Annotated in this window: 20 protein-coding genes; 10 read left to right on the top strand and 10 right to left on the bottom strand. The window is 70.7% G+C overall.

The window, feature by feature from the left end; translation table 11 throughout:
• Positions 1-78 precede the first annotated feature (78 nt).
• Entirely contained in the window at positions 79-465 is a 387-nt protein-coding gene (locus KV106_RS00980) for a DUF4150 domain-containing protein (RefSeq protein WP_057590264.1), read from the top strand.
• 22 nt (positions 466-487) lie between these two features.
• On the opposite strand, the gene KV106_RS00975 is transcribed toward KV106_RS00980, so the two are convergent.
• The 3 genes from KV106_RS00975 to KV106_RS00965 all read right to left on the bottom strand — a co-directional run bounded on the left by KV106_RS00975 (position 488) and on the right by KV106_RS00965 (position 5,065).
• Positions 488-1,480, bottom strand: coding sequence for a tripartite tricarboxylate transporter substrate binding protein (locus KV106_RS00975; protein ID WP_261205718.1), 993 nt, complete (start codon positions 1,478-1,480; stop codon positions 488-490).
• 103 nt (positions 1,481-1,583) lie between these two features.
• Entirely contained in the window at positions 1,584-2,657 is a 1,074-nt protein-coding gene (locus tag KV106_RS00970) for a patatin-like phospholipase family protein (RefSeq protein WP_261205717.1), read from the bottom strand.
• A gap of 38 nt (positions 2,658-2,695) precedes the next feature.
• Entirely contained in the window at positions 2,696-5,065 is a 2,370-nt protein-coding gene (locus tag KV106_RS00965; protein WP_261205716.1) for a Tex family protein, read from the bottom strand.
• Positions 5,066-5,208: 143 nt separating this feature from the next.
• Here KV106_RS00965 and KV106_RS00960 point away from each other — a divergent pair, with 143 nt between their 5' ends.
• The 4 genes from KV106_RS00960 (at position 5,209) to KV106_RS00945 (ending at position 8,264) form a co-directional block, all read left to right on the top strand.
• Positions 5,209-5,739: a hypothetical protein gene (locus KV106_RS00960; protein ID WP_082321993.1), complete on the top strand. Its 531-nt coding sequence runs from the start codon at positions 5,209-5,211 to the stop codon at positions 5,737-5,739.
• Positions 5,740-5,804: 65 nt separating this feature from the next.
• Complete coding sequence (locus tag KV106_RS00955; protein ID WP_057590269.1) at positions 5,805-6,182, top strand: GIY-YIG nuclease family protein; 378 nt, start codon at positions 5,805-5,807, stop codon at positions 6,180-6,182.
• Between the two features lie 103 nt (positions 6,183-6,285).
• Positions 6,286-6,855, top strand: coding sequence for a DUF2239 family protein (locus KV106_RS00950; RefSeq protein WP_057590270.1), 570 nt, complete (start codon positions 6,286-6,288; stop codon positions 6,853-6,855).
• Positions 6,852-8,264, top strand: coding sequence for an MATE family efflux transporter (locus KV106_RS00945; protein ID WP_409976467.1), 1,413 nt, complete (start codon positions 6,852-6,854; stop codon positions 8,262-8,264). The genes KV106_RS00950 and KV106_RS00945 overlap by 4 nt, the downstream gene beginning before the upstream one ends.
• A gap of 3 nt (positions 8,265-8,267) precedes the next feature.
• Here KV106_RS00945 and KV106_RS00940 read toward each other — a convergent pair whose 3' ends face one another.
• The 3 genes from KV106_RS00940 to KV106_RS00930 form a co-directional block, all read right to left on the bottom strand.
• On the bottom strand, positions 8,268-8,744 hold the full coding sequence (locus KV106_RS00940) for a VOC family protein (protein ID WP_057590272.1): 477 nt from the start codon (positions 8,742-8,744) through the stop codon (positions 8,268-8,270).
• 85 nt (positions 8,745-8,829) lie between these two features.
• Positions 8,830-10,233, bottom strand: coding sequence for a sensor histidine kinase (locus KV106_RS00935; RefSeq protein WP_261205714.1), 1,404 nt, complete (start codon positions 10,231-10,233; stop codon positions 8,830-8,832).
• Complete coding sequence (locus KV106_RS00930; RefSeq protein WP_261205713.1) at positions 10,230-10,886, bottom strand: response regulator; 657 nt, start codon at positions 10,884-10,886, stop codon at positions 10,230-10,232. Before KV106_RS00930 ends, KV106_RS00935 begins: the two co-directional genes overlap by 4 nt.
• Positions 10,887-11,004: 118 nt before the next feature.
• Here KV106_RS00930 and KV106_RS00925 point away from each other — a divergent pair, with 118 nt between their 5' ends.
• Positions 11,005-13,056 carry a S9 family peptidase gene (locus KV106_RS00925; RefSeq protein ID WP_261205712.1) on the top strand — a complete coding sequence of 684 codons (2,052 nt, stop codon included), beginning with the start codon at positions 11,005-11,007 and terminating at the stop codon, positions 13,054-13,056.
• Positions 13,057-13,059: 3 nt separating this feature from the next.
• On the opposite strand, the gene KV106_RS00920 is transcribed toward KV106_RS00925, so the two are convergent.
• The 3 genes from KV106_RS00920 to KV106_RS00910 all read right to left on the bottom strand — a co-directional run bounded on the left by KV106_RS00920 (position 13,060) and on the right by KV106_RS00910 (position 17,212).
• Positions 13,060-15,468, bottom strand: coding sequence for a TonB-dependent siderophore receptor (locus KV106_RS00920; RefSeq protein ID WP_261205711.1), 2,409 nt, complete (start codon positions 15,466-15,468; stop codon positions 13,060-13,062).
• A gap of 105 nt (positions 15,469-15,573) precedes the next feature.
• Positions 15,574-16,620: a FecR family protein gene (locus KV106_RS00915; RefSeq protein ID WP_261205710.1), complete on the bottom strand. Its 1,047-nt coding sequence runs from the start codon at positions 16,618-16,620 to the stop codon at positions 15,574-15,576.
• 88 nt (positions 16,621-16,708) lie between these two features.
• Positions 16,709-17,212: an RNA polymerase sigma factor gene (locus KV106_RS00910; protein ID WP_057590277.1), complete on the bottom strand. Its 504-nt coding sequence runs from the start codon at positions 17,210-17,212 to the stop codon at positions 16,709-16,711.
• A gap of 240 nt (positions 17,213-17,452) precedes the next feature.
• Here KV106_RS00910 and KV106_RS00905 point away from each other — a divergent pair, with 240 nt between their 5' ends.
• The 4 genes from KV106_RS00905 to KV106_RS00890 all read left to right on the top strand — a co-directional run bounded on the left by KV106_RS00905 (position 17,453) and on the right by KV106_RS00890 (position 22,861).
• Positions 17,453-18,562 carry an extracellular catalytic domain type 1 short-chain-length polyhydroxyalkanoate depolymerase gene (locus tag KV106_RS00905; protein ID WP_261205709.1) on the top strand — a complete coding sequence of 370 codons (1,110 nt, stop codon included), beginning with the start codon at positions 17,453-17,455 and terminating at the stop codon, positions 18,560-18,562.
• A 27-nt stretch (positions 18,563-18,589) separates the two neighbouring features.
• On the top strand, positions 18,590-19,627 hold the full coding sequence (locus tag KV106_RS00900) for a PAS domain-containing sensor histidine kinase (protein ID WP_057590279.1): 1,038 nt from the start codon (positions 18,590-18,592) through the stop codon (positions 19,625-19,627).
• 16 nt (positions 19,628-19,643) lie between these two features.
• On the top strand, positions 19,644-20,276 hold the full coding sequence (locus KV106_RS00895) for a response regulator (protein WP_261205706.1): 633 nt from the start codon (positions 19,644-19,646) through the stop codon (positions 20,274-20,276).
• Between the two features lie 155 nt (positions 20,277-20,431).
• Positions 20,432-22,861 carry a DUF6351 family protein gene (locus KV106_RS00890; protein ID WP_261205705.1) on the top strand — a complete coding sequence of 810 codons (2,430 nt, stop codon included), beginning with the start codon at positions 20,432-20,434 and terminating at the stop codon, positions 22,859-22,861.
• A 15-nt stretch (positions 22,862-22,876) separates the two neighbouring features.
• On the opposite strand, the gene KV106_RS00885 is transcribed toward KV106_RS00890, so the two are convergent.
• The gene (locus KV106_RS00885) at positions 22,877-23,704 is read right to left on the bottom strand and encodes an amidohydrolase family protein (RefSeq protein ID WP_261205704.1); all 828 of its coding nucleotides are present in this window, start codon (positions 23,702-23,704) and stop codon (positions 22,877-22,879) included.
• Positions 23,705-23,721 lie beyond the last annotated feature (17 nt).

The raw sequence follows: 23,721 nt of genomic DNA, 5'->3' as shown, positions 1-23,721 counted from the left end.
CGTTCACGCTGAGCTTGTCGAAGCGCCGCGCAGGGCTTCGACAAGCTCAGCCTGAACGGATCGGAAAAGGAGTCAACCATGTTCGCCAACGCACAGATGATGGGTGTCGACCTCGCCTTCCCCGACGTCTGCAAGACGCCACCGGCATTGCCGATCCCCTACCCCAACATCGCGCTGGGCCCGACCGCGATTCCCAACGCCTGGAACATCCTCTACGGCGGCACGCCGGCCCACAACATGGCGACCGTCACGCCGATCACCAACGGCGACAACGCGGGCGTGCTGATGGGCGTGGTCTCGCAGACGGTGATGGGGCCTTCGCGCCACATCACGGGCGCCTTCACCGTGCTGCTCAAGGGCACGCCGTGCACGCGCATGACCAGCCTGTCGGTGCAGAACCGCTGCAACATCGTCGGCATGCGGATCGTGCCGAGCCAGTTCAAGGTGCTGGTGCTGGCGGCCTGAGCCTTCGACGGCCGGGCTGGTGCTACTCCGCCTTCACGCCCGCGGTGCGGATCACCGCGCCCCACTTCGCGGTCTCCGACGCGATGAAGGCATCGAATTCCTCGGGCGTGCCGCCGGCCGGAAAGGTGCCCATCGCATCGAGCTTCGCGCGCGTCTCGTCGCTCTTGATGATGCGCGCCACCTCGTCCGACATGCGCTTGACGATCTCGCGCGGCGTGCCGGCCGGCGCGAGCATGCCGGCCCAGGTGCTGCCGGTGAAGCCCGCGAAGCCCTGCTCGATGAAGGTCGGCACGTCCGGCACCGCGGGCAGCCGCTTGTCGCCGGCCACGCCGATCAGCCGGATCTTGCCGGCCTTGGCCTGGTTGATGAGCCCGGTGGGCGCATCGAAGAAGAGCTGGATCTGCCCGCCCATCAGGTCGGTCAGCGCCGGCACCGCGCCGCGGTACGGGATGTGGATCATGTAGGTCTTCGTGAGCGACTTCCACAGCTCGGTCGTGAGGTGCGCGGCCGAGCCGTTGCCCGACGAACCGAAGCTCACCTTGCCGGGATTCGCGCGCGCGTAGTCGATCAGCTCGCGCGCGGTCTTGAACGGCGCGTCGAGGTTGACCGCCGCGAGCAGCGGCGACACGCCCATCAGCGACACGCCCGCGAGGTCCTTGCGCGGGTCGTAGGGCAGCTTCGGATAGAGCGAGGTGTTGGCCGCATAGGCCGCGATCACCACGCCGAAGGTGCTGCCGTCGGGCGCGGCCTTGGCGACCGCATCGACGCCGATCAGGCTGTTGGCGCCGGGCTTGTTGTCGATCAGCACCGGCTGGCCCAGCCGCGTCTGCAGCCCGATCTGCACCAGCCGCGCCATCTGGTCGGTGAAGCCGCCGGGCGTGTAGGGCACGACGATGCGGATCGGCTTGTTGGGCCAGGCGCTCTGCGCGAGCACCGGCAGGCCGAGCGTGGCGGCCGCACCGGCGGCGGAGGTGGCGATGGCGAAGCGGCGGCGCGACATCAGGGCATGGGGCATCGGGAACGGTCTCCTGCTTGTTATGCGCCGTCCGGGGCGGACGGCATGCGGGCCATTCTCGAAGCGCGGGCCGCGTGCCCGTTCAGGGTTTGCCCGGCGCCGCTCAGAGCGGCAGGATCTCGGCCGCGCTGCCGCGCGCCAGCCATTCCCGCAATTCGTCCGAAAGCCGCTGGGCCTCGCGCGTGGCCCGCGTCCAGGCCGCGATGCGCGCCTGCGCGTCGTTCTGGAAATGGATGAAGTCCTTGCGATCGGGCAGCTTGCCGTTGGGCAGGGTCTTCACCCAGTCGGGATCGGGCGCCAGCACCACCATGCGGTCGAGGAAGCCCGTGGACCTGTGGCGCCAGCGCAGCCCCTTGTCGAGCCAGCCCGGCACCACCGCGCGCTGGAAATGCGGGTACAGCACCAGGCCGTCGTCGACCGGCTGGTAGTCGAGGTGCAGGTGGTAGTCGGTGATGCCGCCGTCCCAGTAGGCGCCGCGCGGCGCGCCCGGGATGTCGTGCACCGCGGCCAGCAGGAACGGGATCGAGCACGAGGCCTGCAGCACCAGGTTGAAGTTGTCCTCGCGTAGCGCATGCTGCCGGGTGCGGAAGTCGCGCGTGCCGAAGGGCAGCTCGGCGCCGGGCGTGGAGAACACGCAGCGCTCGAGCCAGGCGCCCAGGGTCTTGCGGTGCACGCTGTTCGAGGCGAAGGCGCCGAGGTAGCCGACCGGCGTGCGCGCCCTGCCCTCGCGCCCGAGGATGTGGCGCCCGCGCGAGGTCACCACGTGCAGCCGGTAGCGCGGATGCGCGAGCACCTCGCCGATGCGCCCGCCATAGAAGGCCTGCAGGCTCTCGGCGAAGCGTTCGCTCAGCTGGTGCGGGCTCAGCCGCTTCTGCCCCGGCGGCACCTCGAACTGCTGGCGCACGTAGTCGTGCTCGAAGCGCTCGAAGGCCGCGACCGGATCGCCGAGGCAGGCCGTGGCCAGCCGCCAGGCGCCGATCGACGCGCCCACCAGGTGCACCGGCTGGCTGGACTGCGTGAGCCACTCGCCGAAGACGAAGCGGTCGATCGGCCCGAGGATCAGCCCCTTGGGACCGCCGGCCGCGCCGGGGATCGTGCGCACGTCCTGCGGCCGCAGGCCCTGGACCTCGATGTGCCGGCGCGCGGCGGGGCCGGCGTAGATGCGCAGGGCTTTCATGCCAGGGCCATCAGCAGGATTCGTGCGCGTCGCGCGGATTACTTGCGCAACCCCTGCAACTTCGCAAACGCATTCGCCATCTGCCCCGAAGGCTGCGGCGTGTTGTCGCGGCGCGGCTGCTGGCCGCGGCCGGCGCCTTCGAAGCGGTTGTCGCGCGGGCCGTCGCGGCGCGCGGGCGCGGCGTCGAGCTTCATCGACAGGCCGATGCGCTTGCGCGCCACGTCGACCTCCATCACCTTCACCTTGACGATGTCGCCGGTCTTCACGACCTCGCGCGCGTCGTTGACGAACTTGTGGCTCAGCTGGCTCACGTGGACCAGGCCGTCCTGGTGCACGCCGAGGTCGATGAAGGCGCCGAACTGGGCGACGTTGCTCACGGTGCCCTCGAGGATCATGCCCTCCTGCAGGTCGGCGATGTCCTCCACGCCGTCGTTGAAGCGCGCCACCTTGAAGTCGGGGCGCGGGTCGCGGCCGGGCTTCTCGAGTTCGCCGAGGATGTCCTTGACGGTGATGACGCCGAACTTCTCGTTGGCGAACAGCTCGGGCTTGAGCGTCTTGAGCATGTCGGCGCGGCCCATCAGCTCGGCGATGGGCTTGCCGGTCTTGACGATGATCTGCTCGACCAGCGGATAGGTCTCGGGATGCACGCCGGTGACGTCGAGCGGATCGGTGCCGCCGCGGATGCGCAGGAAGCCCGCGCTCTGCTCGAAGGCCTTGGGGCCGAAGCCCGTGACCTCGAGCAGCTGCTTGCGGGTGCCGAAGGCGCCGTTGGCATCGCGCCAGCGCACCACGGCCTTGGCCACGGCCGAGGACAGGCCCGAGACGCGGCTCAGGAGCGGCACGCTCGCGGTATTGAGGTCCACGCCCACCGAGTTCACGCAGTCTTCGACCACGGCCTGCAGGGTGCGCGCGAGCTCGCTCTGGTTCACGTCGTGCTGGTACTGGCCCACGCCGATGCTCTTGGGGTCGATCTTCACGAGCTCGGCCAGCGGGTCCTGCAGCCGGCGCGCGATCGAGGCGGCGCCGCGCAGGCTGACGTCGACGTCGGGCATCTCCTGGGCCGCGAATTCGCTGGCCGAATAGACGGAAGCGCCGGCCTCGCTGACCACCACCTTGTCGACCTTCATCTCGGGCGCGCCGGCCTGGGCGGCCATCTTGGCGAGCAGCTTGATCAGGTCGGCGGCGAGCTTGTCGGTCTCGCGGCTGGCGGTGCCGTTGCCGATCGCGATCAGGTTCACGCCGTGCTTGGCGCAGAGCTTGCCGAGGGTGTGCAGCGACCCTTCCCAGTCCTTGCGCGGTTCGTGCGGGAACACGGTCGCGGTCTCGACCAGCTTGCCGGTGGCATCGACCACCGCCACCTTCACGCCGGTGCGGATGCCGGGGTCCAGGCCCATCACCACGCGCGGGCCGGCCGGCGCGGCCAGCAGCAGGTCGCGCAGGTTGTCGGCGAAGACCTTGATCGCGACCTTCTCGGCGTCCTCGCGCAGGCGCGTGAACAGATCGCGCTCGGTCGACAGCGCGAGCTTCACGCGCCAGGTCCAGGCCACGCACTTGCGCAGCAGGTCGTCGGCCGGGCGGCCGGCATGGCTCCAGCCCAGGTGCAGCGCGATGCGGCCTTCGGCGACGCTGGGCTTGCCGGGCTCGGGCTCCACCGGCAGCGCCAGCTTGGCGTCGAGGATGTCGAGCGCGCGGCCGCGGAACACGGCCAGCGCTCGGTGCGAGGGCACGCGGCCGATCGGCTCGTCGTAGTCGAAGTAGTCGCGGAACTTGGCGACGTCGGCGTTGTTCTCGTCCTTGCCGCTCATCAGGCCGGACTTGAGCAGACCTTCGTTCCAGAGCCATTCGCGCAGGCGCTGCACCAGCACGGCGTCCTCGGCCCAGCGTTCCGAGAGGATGTCGCGCACGCCGTCGAGCACGGCGGGCACGGTCGAGAAGTCGGGGCCGGGCTTGCCGTCGTCGAGCGTGGTGGCGGGCTGCAGGAAGGCCTTGGCCTCCACGGCGGGATCGAGCGTGGGGTCGGCCAGCAGCTTGTCGGCCAGCGGCTCGATGCCGAACTCGCGCGCGATCTGGCCCTTGGTGCGGCGCTTCTGCTTGAACGGCAGGTACAGGTCTTCCAGCTCCTGCTTGGTCGGCGCGAGTTCGATCGCGGCGCGCAGTTCGGGCGTGAGCTTGCCCTGTTCGTCGATGGCCTTGACCACCGCGGCGCGGCGGTCCTCGAGTTCGCGCAGGTAGCTCAGGCGCGCCTCGAGCTCGCGCAGCTGGGTGTCGTCGAGGCCGTCGGTGGCTTCCTTGCGGTAGCGCGCGATGAATGGAACCGTGGCGCCCCCGTCGAGCAGTTCGACGGCGGCCTTCACCTGATGCTCGCCCACCTTGATTTCGGCGGCGAGCTGGCGAATGATTTTCTGCATTGCTGAGTGGCGTCCCTGTCGCTGCGACCGGCCGGCCGGTCGCGTTGGTCGAATGAAGCGCGCGAGTTTGCCATAGTGAAAATGGCGCCCGGCCACCGGGCGCGGACACTTGTCCGACCGCTCCGTGCCCCCACCTCCCCACCGTGCAACCACCCTCCTCCCCTGGCCCGCGCCGGCCGCCGTCCCGCTTCGGCAAGTTGTTACGGACGGTGTTCGCCGTGCTGCTGGTGCCCTTGCTGCTGTTCGAGGAATGGGGCTGGGAACCGCTGGCCGCGCTCGCGGCGCGGCTGGCCCGGCTGCCGCTGTGGGCGCGCGCCGAGGCCTGGCTGCGCGGCCTGCCGCCCTGGGGTGCGCTCCTGGCCTTCCTGCTGCCGGTGCTGCTGCTGTTGCCGGTCAAGGTGCTGGCGCTGTTCCTGTTCAGCCATGGCCACGCGGGCAGCGGCGTCGCGGTGCTGGTCGCGGCCAAGCTGGCCGGCACCGCTGTGGTGGCACGGATCTTCCAGCTGGTCGAGGGCACGCTGATGCGCATCCCGCTGTTCGCGCGCTGGTATCCGCGCTGGAAGGCCTGGAAGGACCGGGTGCTGGGCCTCGTGCGGCAAAGCCGGCCCTGGCGGCTGGTGCATGCCTTCAATCGGCGCGCGCTGCGGGCCTGGCGGCGCCTGCGCGGGGTTTGAGGCGCGCGCCTATTTTTACCCGGGTATATTGATGTTTTCAATTTAACCCGGGTAAAATTGACGCCATGACACTTTCCCAGGAATCACGGCGCGCCCTCACCCGGCAGTACAAGGACAGCACGCTCCCCGCCGGCGTGTTCGCGATCCGCAACCTGAAGACGGGCCGGGTCTACGCCGCGGCCGCGCTCGACATCATGGGCGCGATGAACCGCCAGCGCTTCGAGCTGAACCTGCGCAGCCACCGTAACAAGGCGCTGCAGCAGGACTGGATCGCGCTCGGCGCCGAGGCCTTCGCCTTCGAGGAACTGGCGCGCGTGAAGGAGCGCGACGACCCGGCCTTCGACCGCGCGGCCGAACTCGAGGCGCTGTTCGAGCTCTGGGCCGAGGAGTCCGGCTGCCATGGCGCGCAGGGCTACAACGGCCCGGCGCGACCGCGCGCCTGAGCCTTCGCCGGTGCCCGCCGTCCCCCTCACCTTCCTCATTCGCCGGGCGCAAGAAAAGTCAGGCTTTCTTCATTGCGCCCGGGTAAATTACCGCTCCGCCTCCATGACCCTCGAGACTTCCTCCCTCCCGGCCTGCGCCGATCCCGCGTCCACCCTGACTGCTTTCGCCGGCTTCCACCGCATCGCACGCGGCTCGCGCGCCGAGCTGGTCGCCGCGCTGCGCGCGCGCACCGACGACACGCCGTACCTGGTGTTCGATGACCAAAGCGGCGCGCAGATCGACCTCGACCTGCGCGAGCCACCGGCGCCGGCCGGCGAGCCGCCGCGCGGCGTCGGCCGCCCCAAGCTCGGCGTGGTGGCGCGCGAGGTCACGCTGCTGCCGCGCCAGTGGGAATGGCTGGGCCGCCAGCCCGGCGGCGCCTCGGTCGCGCTGCGCCGGCTGATCGACGAGGCACGCCGCGTCAACGCGGGGCGCGATGCCGCACGCGCGGCGCGGGAAGCCACCTACGGCGTGATGACCGTGCTGGCCGGCAACCTGCCCGGTTTCGAGGAAGCCATGCGCGCCCTGTTCGCGCTCGAGCGCGAACGCTTCGAGCAACACATTTCGACCTGGCCCGAGGACCTGCGGGCCCACCTCCAAGAACTCTCCGGCGCGAGCTGGACCCACGAATGAACGCCAAGACAGACACAGCCCCCAACCCGAGCGGCCTCCAGGGCACGCCCGTGGCACCCGTGGGCGCGCCGCGCGCCCTGTGGAAGACCTTCCTGTTCTTCCTCGCCCCCATGCTCTTGAGCAACATCCTGCAGTCGCTGTCGGGCACGCTCAACAACATCTACATCGGCCAGATGATCGGCGTGACCGCGCTGGCCGCGGTCTCCAGCTTCTTCCCGGTGTTCTTCTTCTTCATCGCCTTCGTGATCGGCCTGGGCGCCGGCGCCTCGGTGCTGATCGGCCAGGCCTGGGGCGCGCGCGACGTCGCCCGCGCCAAGGCGGTGGCCGGCACCACGCTGAGCGTGGGCATCCTGATGGGCCTGGTGATCGCGGTGTTCGGCGGCGCCTTCACCACGCCGCTGCTGGCGGCGCTGGGCACGCCGCCCGACGTGCTGGCCGAGGCCACGCGCTATGCCCGGATCATGCTGATCGCGATGCCCGGCGTGTTCGTGTTCCTGATCTCGACCGCGATGCTGCGCGGCGTGGGCGACACCGTCACGCCGCTGCTCACGCTGCTGATCTCCACCACCATCGGCATGCTCGTCACGCCGGCCCTGATCCGCGGCTGGGGCGGCCTGCCGCAGCTCGGCGTGACCAGCGGCGCCTGGGGTTCGGTGCTCTCGTTCCTGGTCGCGACCCTGTGGCTGGGCTGGCGGCTGCGCCGGCGCAACAGCCCGCTCGCGCCCGACGCGGTCTTCCTGCGCAGCATGCGCATCGACCCGCTACTGCTCAAGACCGTGCTCAAGGTCGGCGTGCCCACGGGAGTGCAGATGATCGTGGTGGCGCTGGCCGAGGTGGTGCTGCTGTCGCTGGTCAACGGCTACGGCTCGAGCGCCACGGCCGCCTACGGCGCGGTCAACCAGGTCGTGGCCTATGTGCAGTTCCCGGCCATCTCGATCGCGATCACGGCCTCGATCCTCGGCGCGCAGGCCATCGGCGCCGGCCGCGCCGACCGCCTCGGCGCCATCGCGCGCACGGCGCTGATGATGAACCTGCTGCTCACCGGCGGCCTGGTGCTGCTGGGCTACCTGTTCTCGCGGCCGCTGATGGGCTTCTTCATCACCAGCGCGCCGGTGATCGAGATCGCCCAGGAGCTGCTGCACATCATGCTGTGGAGCCTGGTGATCTTCGGCATGGCCTCTGCGCTGTCGGGGATCATGCGCGCCAGCGGCTCGGTGCTGGTGCCCACGCTGATCTCGATCGCCTGCCTGCTCGGCCTCGAGGTGCCGGTGGCCTGGTTCATGAGCCACCGCATCGGCCTGGACGGCATCTGGTATGCCTACCCGGTGACCTTCGGCGCGATGCTGCTGCTGCAGACCGCGTACTACCAGCTGGTGTGGCGCAAGAAGGCGATCAAGCGGCTGGTGTAGCGATCAAGCGCCGTCGAAGGCCTTCTTCACGGTGGCGATGTCGAGCTTGACCATCTTCATCATCGCCTCCATCGCGCGCTTGGCCTTGGCCGGATCCTTGTCCTGGAACATCCGGATGATCGCGTCGGGCGCGACCTGCCACGAGACGCCGAAGCGGTCGGTGAGCCAGCCGCACTGCACCGGCTGGCCGCCGCCCTCGAGCAGCTTGTCCCAGTAGTGGTCGACCTCGGCCTGGGTCTCGCACCTCACGTACATCGAGATGGCCGGGGTGAACTTGTACTCGGGGCCGCCGTTGAGCACCATGAACGCCTGGCCGTCGAGCTCGAAGGTGGCGGTGAGCAGCGAGCCCTTCTTGGCCGGGTTGACGTCGCCCCACAGCAGGGTGTCGGTCACGCGCGAGTTCGGGAAGATCGCGCTGTAGAACTTCAATGCCTCCTCGCCATTGCCGTCGAACCAGAGGCAGGGAACGATTCTTTGCATGGGTATCTCCTTGGAGCTTGATTGATGAACCTGCAAGTTCAGTATCGAAGCTGCGCGCGGCTGCTGTCAACCCGGGCGATGCCCTTCAGCCGTAAGTGTTCGTGCGGCCCGCAAGCGGCAGCCGGACGCTGAAACCCACGCCGCGCCCCGGCGCCAGGCCGTCGACGATGGCCACCTCGCCACCCATGCGGTGCACCGCCTGTTTCACGATCGCGAGGCCCAGGCCCGAGCCCGGCGTCTCGTGCGCGCCCTCGCCGCGGTGGAAGCGCTCGAACACCCGCTCGCGCTCGGCCGCGGGAATGCCGGGCCCGTCGTCGGCCACCAGCAGCGCGAGGCGGCCGTCTTCCACACGCAGCGTCATCGCCACCTGTGCGCCGTCGGGCACATGGCGGATCGCGTTGTGCAGCAGGTTCTCGAGCACCGACTGCAGCGCCGGCACGTCGACCTCGGCCCGCAGGCTGTCGGGCGCCTCGAGCGCCAGCTCGATGCCGCGCGCCATGGCCTGCGGCGCCGCCTGCGCGAGCAGCCCGCGCGCGAACTGCGCCACGTCGACGCGCTTCGGGGCCGAAGGCTGCGCATCGTCGAGCAGTGCCAGGTCGAGCAACTGCTGCGTGAGATGCGAAGCGCGCGCGATCGCCTGCTCCAGATGCAGCTGCGCGCGCTCGCGCTCGGCGGCATCGGCCGCGCCCGCCAGCGCATGGGCCTGCGCGGCGATCACCGCCATCGGCGTGCGCAGCTCGTGCGCCGCGTCGTGCACGAAGGCGCGCTCCTGCGTGAGCTTGTCGCGCAGCTGGCGCAGCATGCGCTCGAGCGCCGAGGTCAGCGGCTTGAGCTCGGCCTGGGGCGGGTCGTAGCCGATCGGCGACAGGTCGCTGCTGCCGCGCCGCGCGATGAGGTCGGCCAATCGCTGCAGCGGCCGCAGCCCGAGCCGCACCGCCAGCCACACCGGCAGCAGCACGATCGGGAAGGCCAGCAGCAGGTAGGGCAGCAGGCGCGTGGCGTTGCGCTCGAGCACCCACCAGCCCGTGATGCGCGGCTCGGCGAGCTGCAGCCGCCAGCGGCCGGCCTCGCTGCCGTGGACCCAGTACGAGACGCCGTCGAAATCGCGTTCGATCACCTGCGGCGCCGGCGCGTCGAGCACCCGATCGCCGAGCGAGGCCGAGCGGTAGAGCACCGCGCCATCGTCGCGCCGGCGCAGTTCCATCCACACGCTGCCGCCCGGATTGCCGCTGATGCGCAGGGTCCTGAACTGGGTCGCGGTCGAACGCATCACGCCCACCGCCTGCGCGTCGCTGTCGACTTCGCGCAGCGAGGCGCTCATCGCGCGGCCCAGCTTCTTCAGCCCCTGGTCGACCGCGAGCGCCTGGCGGAACTCGACGTAGAAATAGGCCAGCAGCATCAGCCAGACGCCGACGAAGGCGATCAGCATCGCGGCCAGCACGCGCCGGCCGATGCTGGGGCCGGGCCATGCGAACGACAGACGGTTCATGGCGTCAACATGTAGCCCACGCCGCGCACCGTGTGCACGCGCGTGGCGCCGATCTTGCGCCGCAGGTTCGACACGTGGACCTCGACCGCCGCGAAGTCCAGCGGCTCGCCCAGCGGTTCCAGCCGCTGCGCGAGCACGCCCTTGGCGACCACCGCGCCGGGCTCGCGCGCCAGTTCGAGCAGCAGCCTGAATTCGCGCGGCGACAGCTCGAGCGCGCTGCCCGCGAGCGTGGCCTGGTGGCGCCGCGGCGCGATCGACAGCGGTCCCAGCGTCCAGACCTCGCTGGCCTGGCGCGCCGAGCGCCGCAGCACCGCGCGGATGCGCGAGATCAGCTCGGCGGTGGCGAAGGGCTTGATGACGAAGTCGTCGGCGCCGCCATCGAGGCCGGCCAGCCGGTCCTCGACCGCCGAGCGCGCGGTGATCACGATCACCGGCACCGTGCCGCCCGCGCCGCGCCAGCGCGCCAGCAGTTCGAAGCCGTTGCCGTCGGGCAGCGAGAGGTCGAGCAGCACGCAGTCGAACACGGCCGCGTCGGGCACGCGCGGCGCGTCGCGGGCGCGACGCAGCCATTCGCTCGTGAGGCCGTCCACCTTGAGCGCGGCCTGCAGCGCGCGGCCCAGGTCGAGGTCGTCTTCGATCAGCAGGATATGCACGCGGCGATTGTGCGCGCGCCGACCTTCGGCCCAGCCAAAGACAGGGCGCGCCATCTTTGGCTTCGCCCAAGGTCGGGCTTCGCACAATCGCCGGCCACCGTCTCCAGGAACCGGAACCATGCGCCGCGACTTTCGCCCCACCGCCCTGCTCGCCCTGGCCTGCGCCGCCGGCGCGCTGCTGCTGTCCGCCTGCGCCACCGCGCCCACCCATCCGGCGCTGGCCCGGGCCAGCCAGGACCGGACGCTGCCGCCGCTGGTGCCGATGCGCCGCTTCGTCGCCAATGTCGACACGGTCGGCGGCCATGTGCTGTCGCCCGACGGCCGCAAGCTGCTGTGGGTGCAGACCGTCGGCACCGACGTGGGCCTGGCCGTGCGCGACAGCGCCGACGCGGCCACGGTGCAGTCGGCCAGCACGCGCAGCTTCGCCACCGGCACGCTGGCGAGCGGGGCCGCCTACGCCTGGCTGCCCGACAGCCGCCACATCGCCTACCTCAAGGACGCGAGCGGCGACGAGAACACGCAGATCTTCGTGCTCGACAGCCAGTCGCCCGAGGCCAGACCCTGGGCCGTCACGCCCTGGCCCGGCGTGCGCTCGACCGGCGTCATCGGCGGCGCGCCCGGCAGCCCGAACTTCTTCTTCGCGAGCAACCGCAACGACCGCACCAGCCTCGACCTGTTCGAGGCCGACCCGCGCACCCGCAGCGTGCGCGAGGTGGCGCGCGGCGAGCCCGGCAGCCGCGTGGTCGCCTGGTACATCGACACCCGGCGCGAGCTGGCCGCGCGCATGCGCCAGCTCGGCAGCGTCGACGGCTCCGACCTGCTGATGGAGCTGCGCCAGGCCGACGGCAGCTGGCGCCCGTTCAAGACCATCGAGGCCTTCGATGCCTACGCGCCGCTGCGCATCGATCGCGAAGGCGGCCGGCTCTGGGCGCTCGGCAACATCGGGCGCGACAAGCTGGTGCTGGTCGAGGCCGACCTGGCCACCGGCGCCGAGAAGGTGCTGGCCGAGGACGACCAGGTCGACCTCGGGGCCGTCTACTTCCCGCCGAACGAGGGCGCGCCGCAGGCCTGGACCTCCGAGCCCGGCCGCCCGCGCATCCGCTACCTCGATGCCACGCTCGACGCGGAGGTGGCCGCCGCCATGAAGCTCGCACGCGAACGCGGCTGGCTCGCCGCCGATCCCGTGGTCGCGCGCCCGCAGAGCAGCGCGCTCGGCCAGCGGCGCATGGTGCTGCGCGCCGTCACCGAGACCGGCGGCATCGAGCTGCTGCTCGACCGCGACAGCCACGCCCTGACGCGGCTCGCCCCGCCGCCGAGCGAGCACGCCGAGCGCTTCTTCTCGCCGAGCGAGCCCTTCTCCTTCGAAGCCTCGGACGGCCTGCGCATCCACGGCTACCTGGCGCGCCCGCGCGGCGTGCGCGGCCCGGTGCCGCTGGTGGTCTACATCCACGGCGGCCCCTGGATCCGCGACCACTGGCAACCCGCGGGCTTCAACACCGTGCAGATGCTCGCCAACCGCGGCTATGCGGTGCTGCAGGTCAACTACCGCGGCTCGGGCGGCTACGGCCGCGCCTTCATGCTGGCCGGCGCGGGCCAGACCAGCGGCCGGCTGCAGCAGGACATCGCCGAGGCCGCGCAATGGGCCATCGACCAGGGCGTGGCCGATCCGCGGCGCATGGCGGTGCTCGGCGCCAGCTTCGGCGGCTTCTCGGTGCTCGCGCAGCTGATCCGCAAGCCGCACGACTACCGCTGCGGCATCGACATCGTCGGCGTGGCCAACTGGCCGCGCGTGATCGAGAACTGGCCGCCGTTCTGGCGCAACCGCCACTACTTCGCACGCTTTTTCGGCGACGTGAACCAGCCCGAGGAACGCGCGCGCATGCTGCGCGATTCGCCGGTGTCGCAGCTCGAGCGCATCGAGGTGCCGCTGCTGGTGATCCACGGCGCCAACGACGTGCGCGTGCTGCGCCAGGATTCGGACGACGTGGTGGCCGAGCTGCGCCGGCTCGGCCGGCCGGTGGACTTCCTGAGCTTTCCCGACGAGGGCCACAGCGTGCGCAAGTGGCGCAACCGGCTCGCGCTGTGGCGCAAGGTCGAGGACACGCTGGCCGGCTGCCTCGGCGGACGCAGCAACGGCTTCGACTTCTACGAGCTGATGCCGCGCTCCTGAGGCCTACCAGCGGTAGGTGGCCGTGGCCGTCGCGGTGCGCGGATAGCCGTAGTAGCAGTTGCCGTAGCCGCAGTTGGCGATGTAGGTCTTGTTGGTGAGGTTGCGCAGGTTCAGCGCCAGGGTCCAGCGATCGATGTCGTAGCCGAGCATGGCGTCGAGCACCGTGGATGCGGGGACCTTGCTCGGTCGCGTGGCTTCGCCGTCGCCGTGGTTGGTGCCGGTGTAGCGCGCCCCGAGTCCGACCTTCAGGCCGTTGGAAAAGCGGTAGTCGGCCCAGACCGAGAACCGGTGGCGCGGCACGGCCGTGGCCTGCTTGCCGATCTCGTCCGGATTGCTGCTGGCCGTGACGACGGCGCGCGGCGTGTAGCTGTAGGAGGCCGTGAGGTTCATGCGCGGCGCGACCTCGGCCGTGGCCTCGAGCTCCAGGCCGCGCACCGAGATCTCGCCCGTCTGCCTGGGCTTGGCATCGCCGTCGAAGCTGATGTAGTTCTTGCGCCGCAGGTCGAAGACGGCCGCGCTGTACATCGCCTTGCCGCCCATGGGCTGGTAGCGCACGCCGGCCTCGAACTGCTTGCCGCTCTCTGGCTTGAAGGGGTCGCCCGAGACCGGGTCGATGGTGGCGGTCGGCGCGAACGACTCCGAGTAGCTCAGGTACGGCGCCCAGCCGCTCGGATGCAGGTAGACCAGGCCGGCGCGGCTGGTGAACTTGTGGTCGCGGATGCGCTGGGTCGAGCCGTCGAGGCGGCTGAAGACCGTGCTGTCGGCCGTGTCGTAGCGACCGCCCACGGTCAGCGACCAGCGCTCGCCCCACTTGACCTGGTCCTGCAGGTACAGGCCGGTCTGCGTCAGCCGGGTGATGCCGTCGAAATACGGCGCGGGCAATTCGATCGGCCCGCCGTACACCGGCGCATGGATGTTCAGCGGCGACGCGCTGCCACCGCTGAAGGTGACCTGGTCGATCCGGGTGCGCTGGTAATCGAGCCCGACCAGCACCTTGTGCTGCGCATCGCCCGTGCGGAAGTCGGCCTGCGCCTGGTTGTCGAGCGCCACGGCGGCGATGTTCTCGCGGCTGCCGAACACGCTGCGCGCCATCTGCTGGAAGTTGACCGGATCGTTCGGCACCTCGGGGTTCAGCGCATTGAAGCCGCGCAACTGCGTTCCCGTGTAGTCGAGCTTCTGGTGCGCATAGCGTGCGTTCTGCCGCACCGTCCAGGTGTCGTCGATCCGGTGCTCGAACTGGTATCCGACCATTTCCTGGTCCTGGTCGAAACGGTCGAAGCCGGGTTCGCCGACGAACAGCCTCGAGGGAATGAAGCTGCCGATCGCCGTCGGATCGAGCGAGCCGACCTGTGGCCGCGCGCGCGTGTAGACACCGCTGCGCGTGCGCGTGAACTGGGACAGCAGCGTGAGCGTGGTGTCGCTCGACGGCTTCCAGGTCAGCGAGGGTGCGATGTAGCTGCGGTCGTCGGCCTCCCTGGCCGCCGGCAGTTGCGCATCGCGCAGCAGCCCGGTGATGCGATAGAGCAGCTTGCCGTCGGCATCCAGGGCGCCCGAGAAATCGCCCGCCACCTGCTTGCGGGCGTGGTCGCCCAGCTGCAGTTGCAGCTCGTGCACCGGCTCCGCCGTCGGGCGCTTGCTGACCACGTTCACCACCCCGCCGGGCCCGCTCATGCCATAGAGCACCGACGAGGGTCCGCGCAGCAGCTCGATGCGCTCGGCGCCGTAGTTCTCGGTGCGCCACACGCCCCAGGTGCTGTTGTTGCGCAGCGGCAGGCCGTCGAGGTAGAAGCCCGGCGAATAGGCATCGAAGCCGCGCAGCGAGATCCAGTCGTAGCGCGAGTCGGCGCCGTAGGTGGTGGTCGACACGCCCGGCGTGTAGCCCAGCGCGTCCTTGAGGTTGGCGGCGCCCATGGCCTCGATGCGGTCGGCCGTGATCACCGAGATCGACTGCGGCGTCTCGATGATCGGCGTGTCGGTCTTGGTGCCGGTGGCGCTGCGCCGGGCCACGTAGCCCTGCACGCGGCTGGTGGCGCTCTGCTCGCCCTCGGCCTGCACGGTGACCGCCGGCAACGACGCGTTGGAAGCGCCCGGCACCAGCGTGCGGATGACCACGGCGTTGCCCTCCACGCTGGCCGCAAGGCCGCTGCCGGCCAGCAGCTGGTCGAGCGCCTGGCGCGGTGCGAGCCGGCCCGAGACCGCCGGCGCGGTCTTGCCCGCCACCAGGCTCTGCTGCACCACGAGCTGCACGCCGGTCTGGCGCGCCCAGTCGTTGAGCGCCTGGGCCAGCGGCTGGGCCGCGATGCGGATCGGCACCGGGTCGGCCGGCAGCGCCTGGGCCGATGCGGTCAGGTGGGACAGCGCGAGCGCCAGGGCCAGGGCCAGCGGTGCCGGCTTCGATGTCAAGCAGTTCATCTACGTTTCCAGATTTCGAATACAAATGGTTCTCATCTGGGTTGACGCACGATGGGCGGGAAATACCGTAGCCCCGCCGAAAATTTTTTTGGGCCCGCGCTTGTCTCAGTGCGCGGCGACCAGCTCGGTGACCGCGCCCGCGTCTTTCAGCCGCACCGGCAAGGCGCTCGGCAGCGCGCGGCGCAGGGTGCGCGGATCGCGCGGATCGAAGGTGCCGGTCAGCCGCAGCGCCGCCACGGCCGGATCGTTCACCACCAGGCCGGTGCTGCCGTAGCGCTCGAGCTCGGCCAGCGCGCGCGCCAGCGGCGTGTCGACGAAGCTCAGCCGGTGCTCGCGCCAGGGCGCGATGCCCTCGGCCGGCACCGCCGCCACCGTGCCGAGCAGGCCCTGGGCATCGCTCTCGAGCTGCTGGCCGGCGACCAGGAAGACCGCCTCGCGCAGGCTCGCGGCCGAGGGCGCGGCCCAGGCACCGTCCCCGGTACGGTGGCGCCGCGCCACCCGCACCCGGCCCTCCTCCACCGACACCCGCGTGCCGTCCGCGCCGTCGATCCCCGGCGTGTGGCGCACGGCGAAACGGGTGCCGACCACGCGCACCTCGAGCGGCCCGGCCAGCACCGAGAACGGCCGCTGCGCATCGGACTGCACGGCGAACACCGCCTGTCCCTCGAGCAGCCGCACCTCGCGCCGGTCGCGGAACAGCTGCACCTCGATCCGGGTCGCGGTGTCGAGCCGCAGCCGCGTGCCGTCGGGCAGCGGCAGTTCGAGCTGCTGGCCGCGCCGGGTGGCGAAGGCCTGCACGAACACCGGCTGCGCCTGCAGTTCGCGCCAGCCCAGGTAGCCGGCGCCGACGGCCATGCCGGTGGCCGCCAGCGCCAGCGCCGGCTTCATGAAGCCGCGCCGCGTGGGCGCGGCCGCGCGGCCCGCGAAGCCTTCGCGCCAGCCGGCCACGGTCGCGGCCGGGATCGCGTCGACGGCCCGCCAGCGCGATTCCCAGGCACGCCAGGCCTCGCCGCGGCGCGGATCGGCCACCAGCCAAGCCTGGAACTCGCGCTCCTCGCCGGCGCTCCAGCCCTCGCGCTGGCGGCGCACGAACCAGTCGAGCACCTGCTCTCGCAGGCGCGATGCGTCTTCCGGTGGTGGCGTCGAAGTCATGTGGCGAGGGCGTCCCTGGGGATGGAGACGCACGAGCGGGCGCCAACCCTGTAGGACGCGGTCTCTCTTCGGTTCATCGTGGCTGCGTTCATTTCCCGTCGCGCTCCAGGCAGTCCCAGCAGGCGGCCATCGCGATGCGCAGCTGCATCTCGACCGTGCGCACCGAGATGCCCATGCGCTCGGCGACCTCGGCATACGAGAGCCCGTCGAACTTGTAGAGCACGAAGGCCTCGCGGCAGCGCGGCGGCAGGCCGTCGATGGCGGCGATCATCGCGGCCAGCCCCTGGCTCGAGGCCAGCGCCGCGTCGGGCTCGAAGCTCGCGGGGCCCATGCAGTCGTCGGGCTCGCCCAGGCCGTCCTCGGTCGCGGCGTCCGCCAGCCCGGCGCGCACGCTGCTGCGCCGGTGATGGTCGGTGACCAGGTTGCGCGCGACCCGGTAGAGCAGCGCGCGCGGATCGCGCACCACGCTGCCCGCGCGCTGCGCCTCGTAGACGCGCGCATAGCTCTCCTGGGCGAGGTCGGCCGCGGTGGCGCGGTCCGGCACCTTGCGGGACAGGAAGTTCAGCAGTTCGCGGTAATAGCGTTCGAACACGGGCGCGCCGGCACCGGCAAGGGTGGGTCGAAGTCCAGGAGGCAGGTTGGCTTCGACGCGGCGTGGCTGACCTGAGGCGGTTCAAGGGAAGGCGGGGAGCGCGGATTATCGCGGGCTTTCCGGACGGGATAACCCCGGGGCGCAATCAGAAACTTCCGATGGCCGCCACCGGGGCCGCCCGCCTCCAATAGGCGGCGTGCTGCGCGAGGCACGCGATCCACAACATCCAAGGAGGCCCCCATGTCGTCGAACCGGACCCGGCAATTCATCCGCCTGCTGCTGGCGCTGCCCCTTCTGATCGCATCGCTCGGCTTCGCGGGACCCGCGGCCGCCGGCCAATGGAAGGACGGCCTCTACATCGCCGGCTGGCCCTTCCTGCTGAACACCTACGCCTACAAGGTGTGGCTGCCCTCGGGCTACGACGCCAGCCTGCTCGCGGGCCGCAAGCTGCCCGTGATGCTGCTGCTGCACGGCTGCACCTCGGACCCCGAGAACATGGCCGAGGTCAGCCGCATGAACGAGCTGGCGGACCGCGAAGGCTTCATCGTCGTCTATCCGCGGCAGCCGATCCTGCGCAACCCGATGCGGTGCTGGAACTTCTACCAGCCCGAGAACCAGGCGCGCGACTCCGGCGAGCCGGGCGCGATCCAGGCGATCCTGCAGGAGGCGATGAACACCTATTCGCGTGTCGTGGACCGCAACCGCGTCTACGTCGCGGGCATCTCGGCCGGCGGCGCCATGACCGCGACCATGGCGGCCTGCTACCCCGAGGTGTTCGCCGCCGCGGCGGTCCATTCGGGCGGCATGTACAAGGCCGCCACCGATCCGCTGCACGGCCTCGAGACCCTGCTGACCGGCAGCAGCGCCGACCCCGACGTGCGCGGCCAGGATGCCTGGGAGTGCGGCGGCAGGCGCGCGCGCCTGATGCCCCTGCTGGTCTTCCACGGCACGGCGGATGCCGTCGTCAATCCGAAGAACGGCAAGCAGGTCGCGCAGCAGTTCGTGCAGCTCGACGACATCGCCGACGATGCCAGGGACAACGATTCCGTGCCGTTCCAGAGCCCGGCGGGCCAGGTGTCCTACGACGACGGCTTCAAGCGCAATCTGCCCAGCAGCACCGAATCGATCGCCGGCACGGCGGACAAGCATGCCTACCGCAAAGAAAGCTACCTGAGCGCCGACAAGACGAAGATACTGGTCCAGATGTACACCATCGACGGCATGAACCACGCCTGGAGCGGCGGCAAGCCCGGCATGCTGTTCAGCGATCCCCAGGGCCCCGACGCCTCGCGCATCACCTGGGACTTCTTCAAGGCCTACACGCTGGACGGCAATGTCGCGCCGCGTTGAGCCGCCACCGTTGGACTGAAGCAGGCCATGGCGCAGGACCCCTCACTGCCCGACATCCCGTTCCATGCGATCGTCGAGCAGTCGCTGGCCGGCATCTACGTGCTGCAGGACGAATGCTTCGCCTATGCCAACGCCACCTGGGCCGCGCTGGTCGGCTACACGCCGCAGGAGATGATCGGCGCCCACCTCGATCGCTTCGTCCCGCCCGACTTCCTGCCCGAGGTGCTCCGGCGCTACCACCTGCGGCTGGACAGCAATCCGCCCAGCCTGCGCTTCATCACGCGCGGGCTGCATCGCGACGGCCGCACCATCTACATCGAGGTGCACGGCACGCGCATGATGTTCGGCGGCCGCCCGGCCGTCATGGGCGTCGGTGTCGATGTCACCCAGCAGTTGCGCAACGAGCAGGAGCTGCGCACCTCGCAGCAACGCCTGCGCGACCTCGCCGCCCACACGGCACGCACGCTCGAGGAACAGCGCCAGAGCTTCGCGCGCGACATGCACGACGTGCTCGGCGGCATGCTCACCTCGATCAAGATGGACGCATCGCGCGTGCTCAAGCGCAGCGAGGGCGAGGAGACGCGCGCGCTGGTCCAGGGGATCCTGGGGCTGACGCAGCAGACCATCGACGCGGTGCGCAGCATGTCCGAGGCCCTGCGCCCGAGCGCGCTCGACCACCTCGACCTGTCGGTCGCCGTCCGGCGCGACCTGCAGGAGTTCTCGCGCCGCCATGGCATCGCGCACCGGGTCCAGGCGCAGGAGATCTCGGCGCGCCTGTCGCCCCGTCGCGCCCTCGCCGTCTACCGCATCTTCAGCGAGGCGCTGACCAACGTGGCGCGCCATTCGCAGGCCATGCTGCTCGAGGTCGCGCTGGAGCCCGCCGGCGACGAGCTCGTGCTCGCCATGCACGACGACGGCCAGGGCTTCGACCCCGCGACGGTGGCCGGCCCCGCGCTCGGCCTGCTCGGCATGAGCGAGCGCGCGCACGAGATCGACGGCACGCTGCGCATCGACGCAGCGCCCGGCCAGGGCACGCGGCTGGAGCTGCGCGCTCCCCTCCTCTAGCAAAGGGAGACAGCCCATGATCGACCTGCTGATCGTGGACGACCACGCCATCTTCCGCTCGGGCCTGCAGCGGCTGATGCTCGACGAAAGCGACATCCGCGTGGCCGGCCAGGCCAGCAACGTCGGCCAGGCGCTCGAACAGCTGCAGCAGGGCCGCTTCAGCCTGGTGCTGCTGGACATCAACCTCGAGGGCCGCAGCGGCCTCGACCTGCTGGCCTCGATCCGCATCAAGTGGCCGCGGCTGCCGGTGCTGGTGCTCTCGATGTATCCGGAGACGCAGTACGCGCTGGTGGCGATCCGCGAAGGCGCCAACGGCTATGTCGCCAAGGACGCCGAGCCCGCGGAGCTCATGGGCGCCATCCGCCAGGTGGCCGCCGGCGGGCAGTACGTGGGCCACCGCATCGCCTCCCAGTTGCACGAGCAGGCCGTCGGCCTCGACACGCGCCCGCCCCACCACCGGCTCACGATGCGCGAGCACCAGATCATGCTGATGCTGCTCAAGGGCATGTCGCTGACCCACATCGGCGAGGAGATGCTGATCAGCGTGAAGACCGTCAGCACCCACCGCGCGAACCTGCTCGAGAAGCTCGGCGTGGCGAGCACGGCCGAGCTCGTGCTGTACGCGGTGCGCAACGGCCTGATCCATTGAGCCCGAGTCCTGGCGCGCCCTTGGGCAAACACCTACCCCGGCTCGGAATAGTCTGATCGCCGCGCGAAGCCGCGCTGCCTAAGCTGGCGGCGGCACGCGGCTGGAGGACTCCGGTGGGTCTTCGACGCGTGCCGCATCGACAAGGAAAACAACGGATGACATCGAGACAAAGCCGGACCGTGGCGCCATGGATCGCCGCGGCCTTCGTGCTGCTGGCCGCGGGATGCGGCGGCGGCGGAAGCAGCAGCGCCTTCCTTCCCCTGCCGCCAGCGGGCGGCGGAACGACCGCCCCCGCGGCCGCAAGCCTCAAGGTGCTGTCGACGCGCGCCGACATGGTCAGCGGCGGATCGGCGCTCGTGGAGGTGGTGCTGCCGCCGTCCGCGAACCGGTCGAGCCTAAAGGTCAGCCTCGGCGGCACCGATGTCTCCGGTGCCTTCAAGCCCAACGGCCAGGGGCGCATCCTCGGCCTGGTGAGCGGCCTCGCGATCGGCACCAACAAGCTGACGGTGGCCGCCACCGACAGCTCCTTCGCTGCGGCGGCGCTGGTCGTCACCAACCATCCGGCGCAAGGCCCTGTGTTCTCGGGCGTCCAGTCCCTGCCCTACGTTTGCGCGACGCCCGCCGCCACGCCCGGCGACGCCACCACGCCCGCGACCAATGCCAGCGGCCTGGCCGGCAGCGCGACCGACGCGCAATGCGCGATCGCGACGCAACGGCGCCTGTTCTACCGGACCCTGACGCCCGTCTCGGTCGCGGCGGGCGACGGCGGCTGTTCCTTCGTGCTGCCCGACCCCTCGCCCTCGGCCCCCGGAACGCCCGCCTCCACGCCCGCGAACTCCTGCTTCCAGCCCTACGACGCGGCGAGCACGCCGCTCGCCAAGGTCGCGAAGACCCGGCCCGACGGCCTGGCCGAATCGGTGCCGTACATCGTCCAGATCGAGCGCGGAACGATCAACCGCGGCATCTACGACATCGCGGTGCTGATCGACCCGACGCGCGCCTGGAACCCCGCCGACCCGCAGCCCCAGTGGAGCGGCAAGGTCGTCTATTCCTTCGGCGCCAGCACCGGCCAGCCGCGCCTGCAGTTCCGCAGCTCGCAGAACTGGGCCGACGACGCGGCGCTGTCGCGCGGGATGATGGTGGTGGCCAACGGCCTGACCGACTCGGCCTACAACGCCAACCACGTGCAGCACACCGAGACGGTGATGATGATGAAGGAGCACATCGTCGATACCTATGGCGAGATCAAATACACCATGGGCAACGGCTGCTCGGGCGGCTCGATCATGCAGAACACCACCGCCTCGATCTACCCGGGCCTGCTCGACGGCATCCAGGTGCAGTGCGACTACAGCGACACCACGACCACGGCGACCGAGGTCGAGGACTGCGTGCTGCTGGTGAACTACTACGCCTCGCCCGCGTGGAAGGCACTCGTCGCCGGCATGTCCCCCGCGCAGGTCAACGCACGCAAGGCCGCGATCAACGGCCACCAGGACCAGCTCGGCTGCCATTCGTGGAACAACGCCTTCGGCCCCTTCTTCAAGCCCGGCAACTACGTGATCCAGGCCGTGATCGACGCCGACGGCAACATGGCGCCCTTCGGCGCGCCGAGGAACAACTGCGGCCTGCCCGCCGCGCTGGTCTACGACGCGAAGACCAATCCCGCCGGCGTGCGCTGCACCGACGTCGATGCCGCGATCCCCGTCTGGGGCACGGCGCCGGGCACGCGCCGCGCCAACCTCACGTACGACAACACCGGCATCCAGTACGGCCTGAAGGCGCTGCGCTCGGCCGCGATCACGCCCGAGGAGTTCGTCGTGCTCAACGAGAAGATCGGCGGGCTCGATGCCGACAACGAACGCTCGCCGGCCCGCTCGGTGGCCGACGCGGCCGCGCTGCCCATCGCCTACCGCTCGGGCAACGTGGGCAGCGGCCTGAACTTCTCGAAGCTGCCGATCATCGATGCGCGCGGCCGCGACGAGACCGGCATCCACCACACCTGGCGCAGCTTCTCGCAGCGCGACCGCATCGACGCGGACGCCGGCGGCCATGGCAACCAGGTCATCTGGCGCTTCGGCCCGGGGCTGGCGGCCTCGGCGTCGATGACGCTCGACTCCTTCCTCGGCATGGACGCCTGGCTCAGCGCACTGAACACCAGCGCGCCCAAGGCCTTCGTGAACGATGCGCGGACCCAGCAGCAGGTGGTCGCGGCCAGGCCGCGCTCGGTGTTCGACTTCTGCTACCTGTCGAGCGATGCGACGCAGACCACCAAGGTCACGGACCCTGCCGTTTGCGACGCCGATCCGGGCCTGGTGCTGCGTGCCTCGCCGCGCCAGGTCGCGGGCGGCGCGCGCACCGAGAACATCCTCAAGTGCCAGCTGAAGCCGATCGCCGCGGCCGACTATGCGCCCTCGACCCTGAGCGATGCGCAGCTCGGCCGGCTGCGTGCCGTCTTCCCCGACGGTGTCTGCGACTTCGCCAAGCCCGGCGTCGGCCAGCAGCAGCCCGCGGGCCTGCTCGACTACAGCGCGGTGACTGGCGGTGTCGTGCTGCCGGCCGCGCCGGTGTCCTCACCGCTGTAGCCGAACGCGCGAGGCTCAGGCCGCGAAGCCGTAGAGCGCGGCCGGGTTGTCGACCAGGATGCGCCGGCGCGTGTCCTCGCTCGCGGCCCACGAGAACAGCAGGTCGTACAGCGGCGCGCTCTCGGGGCGCGGATCGCGTCCCGGGTGCGGCCAGTTGCTGGCCCACAGGCAGCGCTCGGGAAAGGTCTCGGCCAGCGTGCGCGCGAGCAGGCTCACGTCGTCGTAGCCGGGCGCGCCGCTCTTCGAGGTCTCGTAGGGCGCCGAGAGCTTGATCCACACGCGGCCCGCGTCGATCACGCGCAGCAGCGACTGGAACGAGGGATGGCTGGGCGCCACCGGCTCGAGGAACTTGCCGTTGTGGTCGAGCACCAGCCGGCACGGCAGCTTCCTGAGCACCTCCTCGTGCTCGGGCATGGTGCGGCCGTCGAGCTGCAGGTTGATCATCCAGTCGGCATCGGCCATGCGCGCGGCCATGCCCGGCAGCGACTCCCAGCCCAGCACGCCGCCGATCATCATGTAGCGCACGCCGCGCATGCCGCCCGCATGCAGGCGCGCGATCTCGGCGTCGGGCGCATCGGGCGCCAAGAGCGCGATGCCGCGCGCCGCCTCGCCGAACTGCGCCAGCGCATCGAGGGTGCAGCGGTTGTCGAAGCCGTAGCCCGTGGGCTGCACCACCACCGCGCGCTCGATGCCCAGCGGCTGCTGCACCTGCTCGCGGTAGGCCGACACCGGCGAATGCGGCGGCACCCAGGCGACGTTCGGAATCAGCGGGAAGCGGTCTTCGTAGATGTGGACGTGGCAGTCGCAGGCGCCTGCATAGCGCGCGTTCCGGGTCGGTTCCATGGAGGCTCTCGGTGGAT

Origin of the sequence: Variovorax endophyticus, assembly GCF_025376855.1 — a bacterium.
Classification (GTDB): Bacteria; Pseudomonadota; Gammaproteobacteria; order Burkholderiales; family Burkholderiaceae_C; genus Variovorax.
Note: the sequence above shows the minus strand (reverse complement) of the source record. Positions and strands in the feature narration are given on the sequence as shown.

Bases quoted from the DNA above. Each gene is read 5' to 3' on its own strand.
- KV106_RS00965 (WP_261205716.1), bottom strand. From the start codon at position 5,065: ATGCAGAAAATCATTCGCCAGCTCGCCGCCGAAATCAAGGTGGGCGAG.
- KV106_RS00935 (WP_261205714.1), bottom strand. From the start codon at position 10,233: ATGAACCGTCTGTCGTTCGCATGGCCCGGCCCCAGCATCGGCCGGCGC.
- KV106_RS00895 (WP_261205706.1), top strand. From the start codon at position 19,644: ATGATCGACCTGCTGATCGTGGACGACCACGCCATCTTCCGCTCGGGC.
- KV106_RS00885 (WP_261205704.1), bottom strand. From the start codon at position 23,704: ATGGAACCGACCCGGAACGCGCGCTATGCAGGCGCCTGCGACTGCCAC.
- KV106_RS00940 (WP_057590272.1), bottom strand. From the start codon at position 8,744: ATGCAAAGAATCGTTCCCTGCCTCTGGTTCGACGGCAATGGCGAGGAG.
- KV106_RS00900 (WP_057590279.1), top strand. From the start codon at position 18,590: ATGGCGCAGGACCCCTCACTGCCCGACATCCCGTTCCATGCGATCGTC.
- KV106_RS00950 (WP_057590270.1), top strand. From the start codon at position 6,286: ATGACCCTCGAGACTTCCTCCCTCCCGGCCTGCGCCGATCCCGCGTCC.
- KV106_RS00915 (WP_261205710.1), bottom strand. From the start codon at position 16,620: ATGACTTCGACGCCACCACCGGAAGACGCATCGCGCCTGCGAGAGCAG.
- KV106_RS00890 (WP_261205705.1), top strand. From the start codon at position 20,432: ATGACATCGAGACAAAGCCGGACCGTGGCGCCATGGATCGCCGCGGCC.
- KV106_RS00945 (WP_409976467.1), top strand. From the start codon at position 6,852: ATGAACGCCAAGACAGACACAGCCCCCAACCCGAGCGGCCTCCAGGGC.
- KV106_RS00920 (WP_261205711.1), bottom strand. From the start codon at position 15,468: ATGAACTGCTTGACATCGAAGCCGGCACCGCTGGCCCTGGCCCTGGCG.
- KV106_RS00905 (WP_261205709.1), top strand. From the start codon at position 17,453: ATGTCGTCGAACCGGACCCGGCAATTCATCCGCCTGCTGCTGGCGCTG.
- KV106_RS00970 (WP_261205717.1), bottom strand. From the start codon at position 2,657: ATGAAAGCCCTGCGCATCTACGCCGGCCCCGCCGCGCGCCGGCACATC.
- KV106_RS00925 (WP_261205712.1), top strand. From the start codon at position 11,005: ATGCGCCGCGACTTTCGCCCCACCGCCCTGCTCGCCCTGGCCTGCGCC.
- KV106_RS00975 (WP_261205718.1), bottom strand. From the start codon at position 1,480: ATGCCCCATGCCCTGATGTCGCGCCGCCGCTTCGCCATCGCCACCTCC.
- KV106_RS00980 (WP_057590264.1), top strand. From the start codon at position 79: ATGTTCGCCAACGCACAGATGATGGGTGTCGACCTCGCCTTCCCCGAC.
- KV106_RS00955 (WP_057590269.1), top strand. From the start codon at position 5,805: ATGACACTTTCCCAGGAATCACGGCGCGCCCTCACCCGGCAGTACAAG.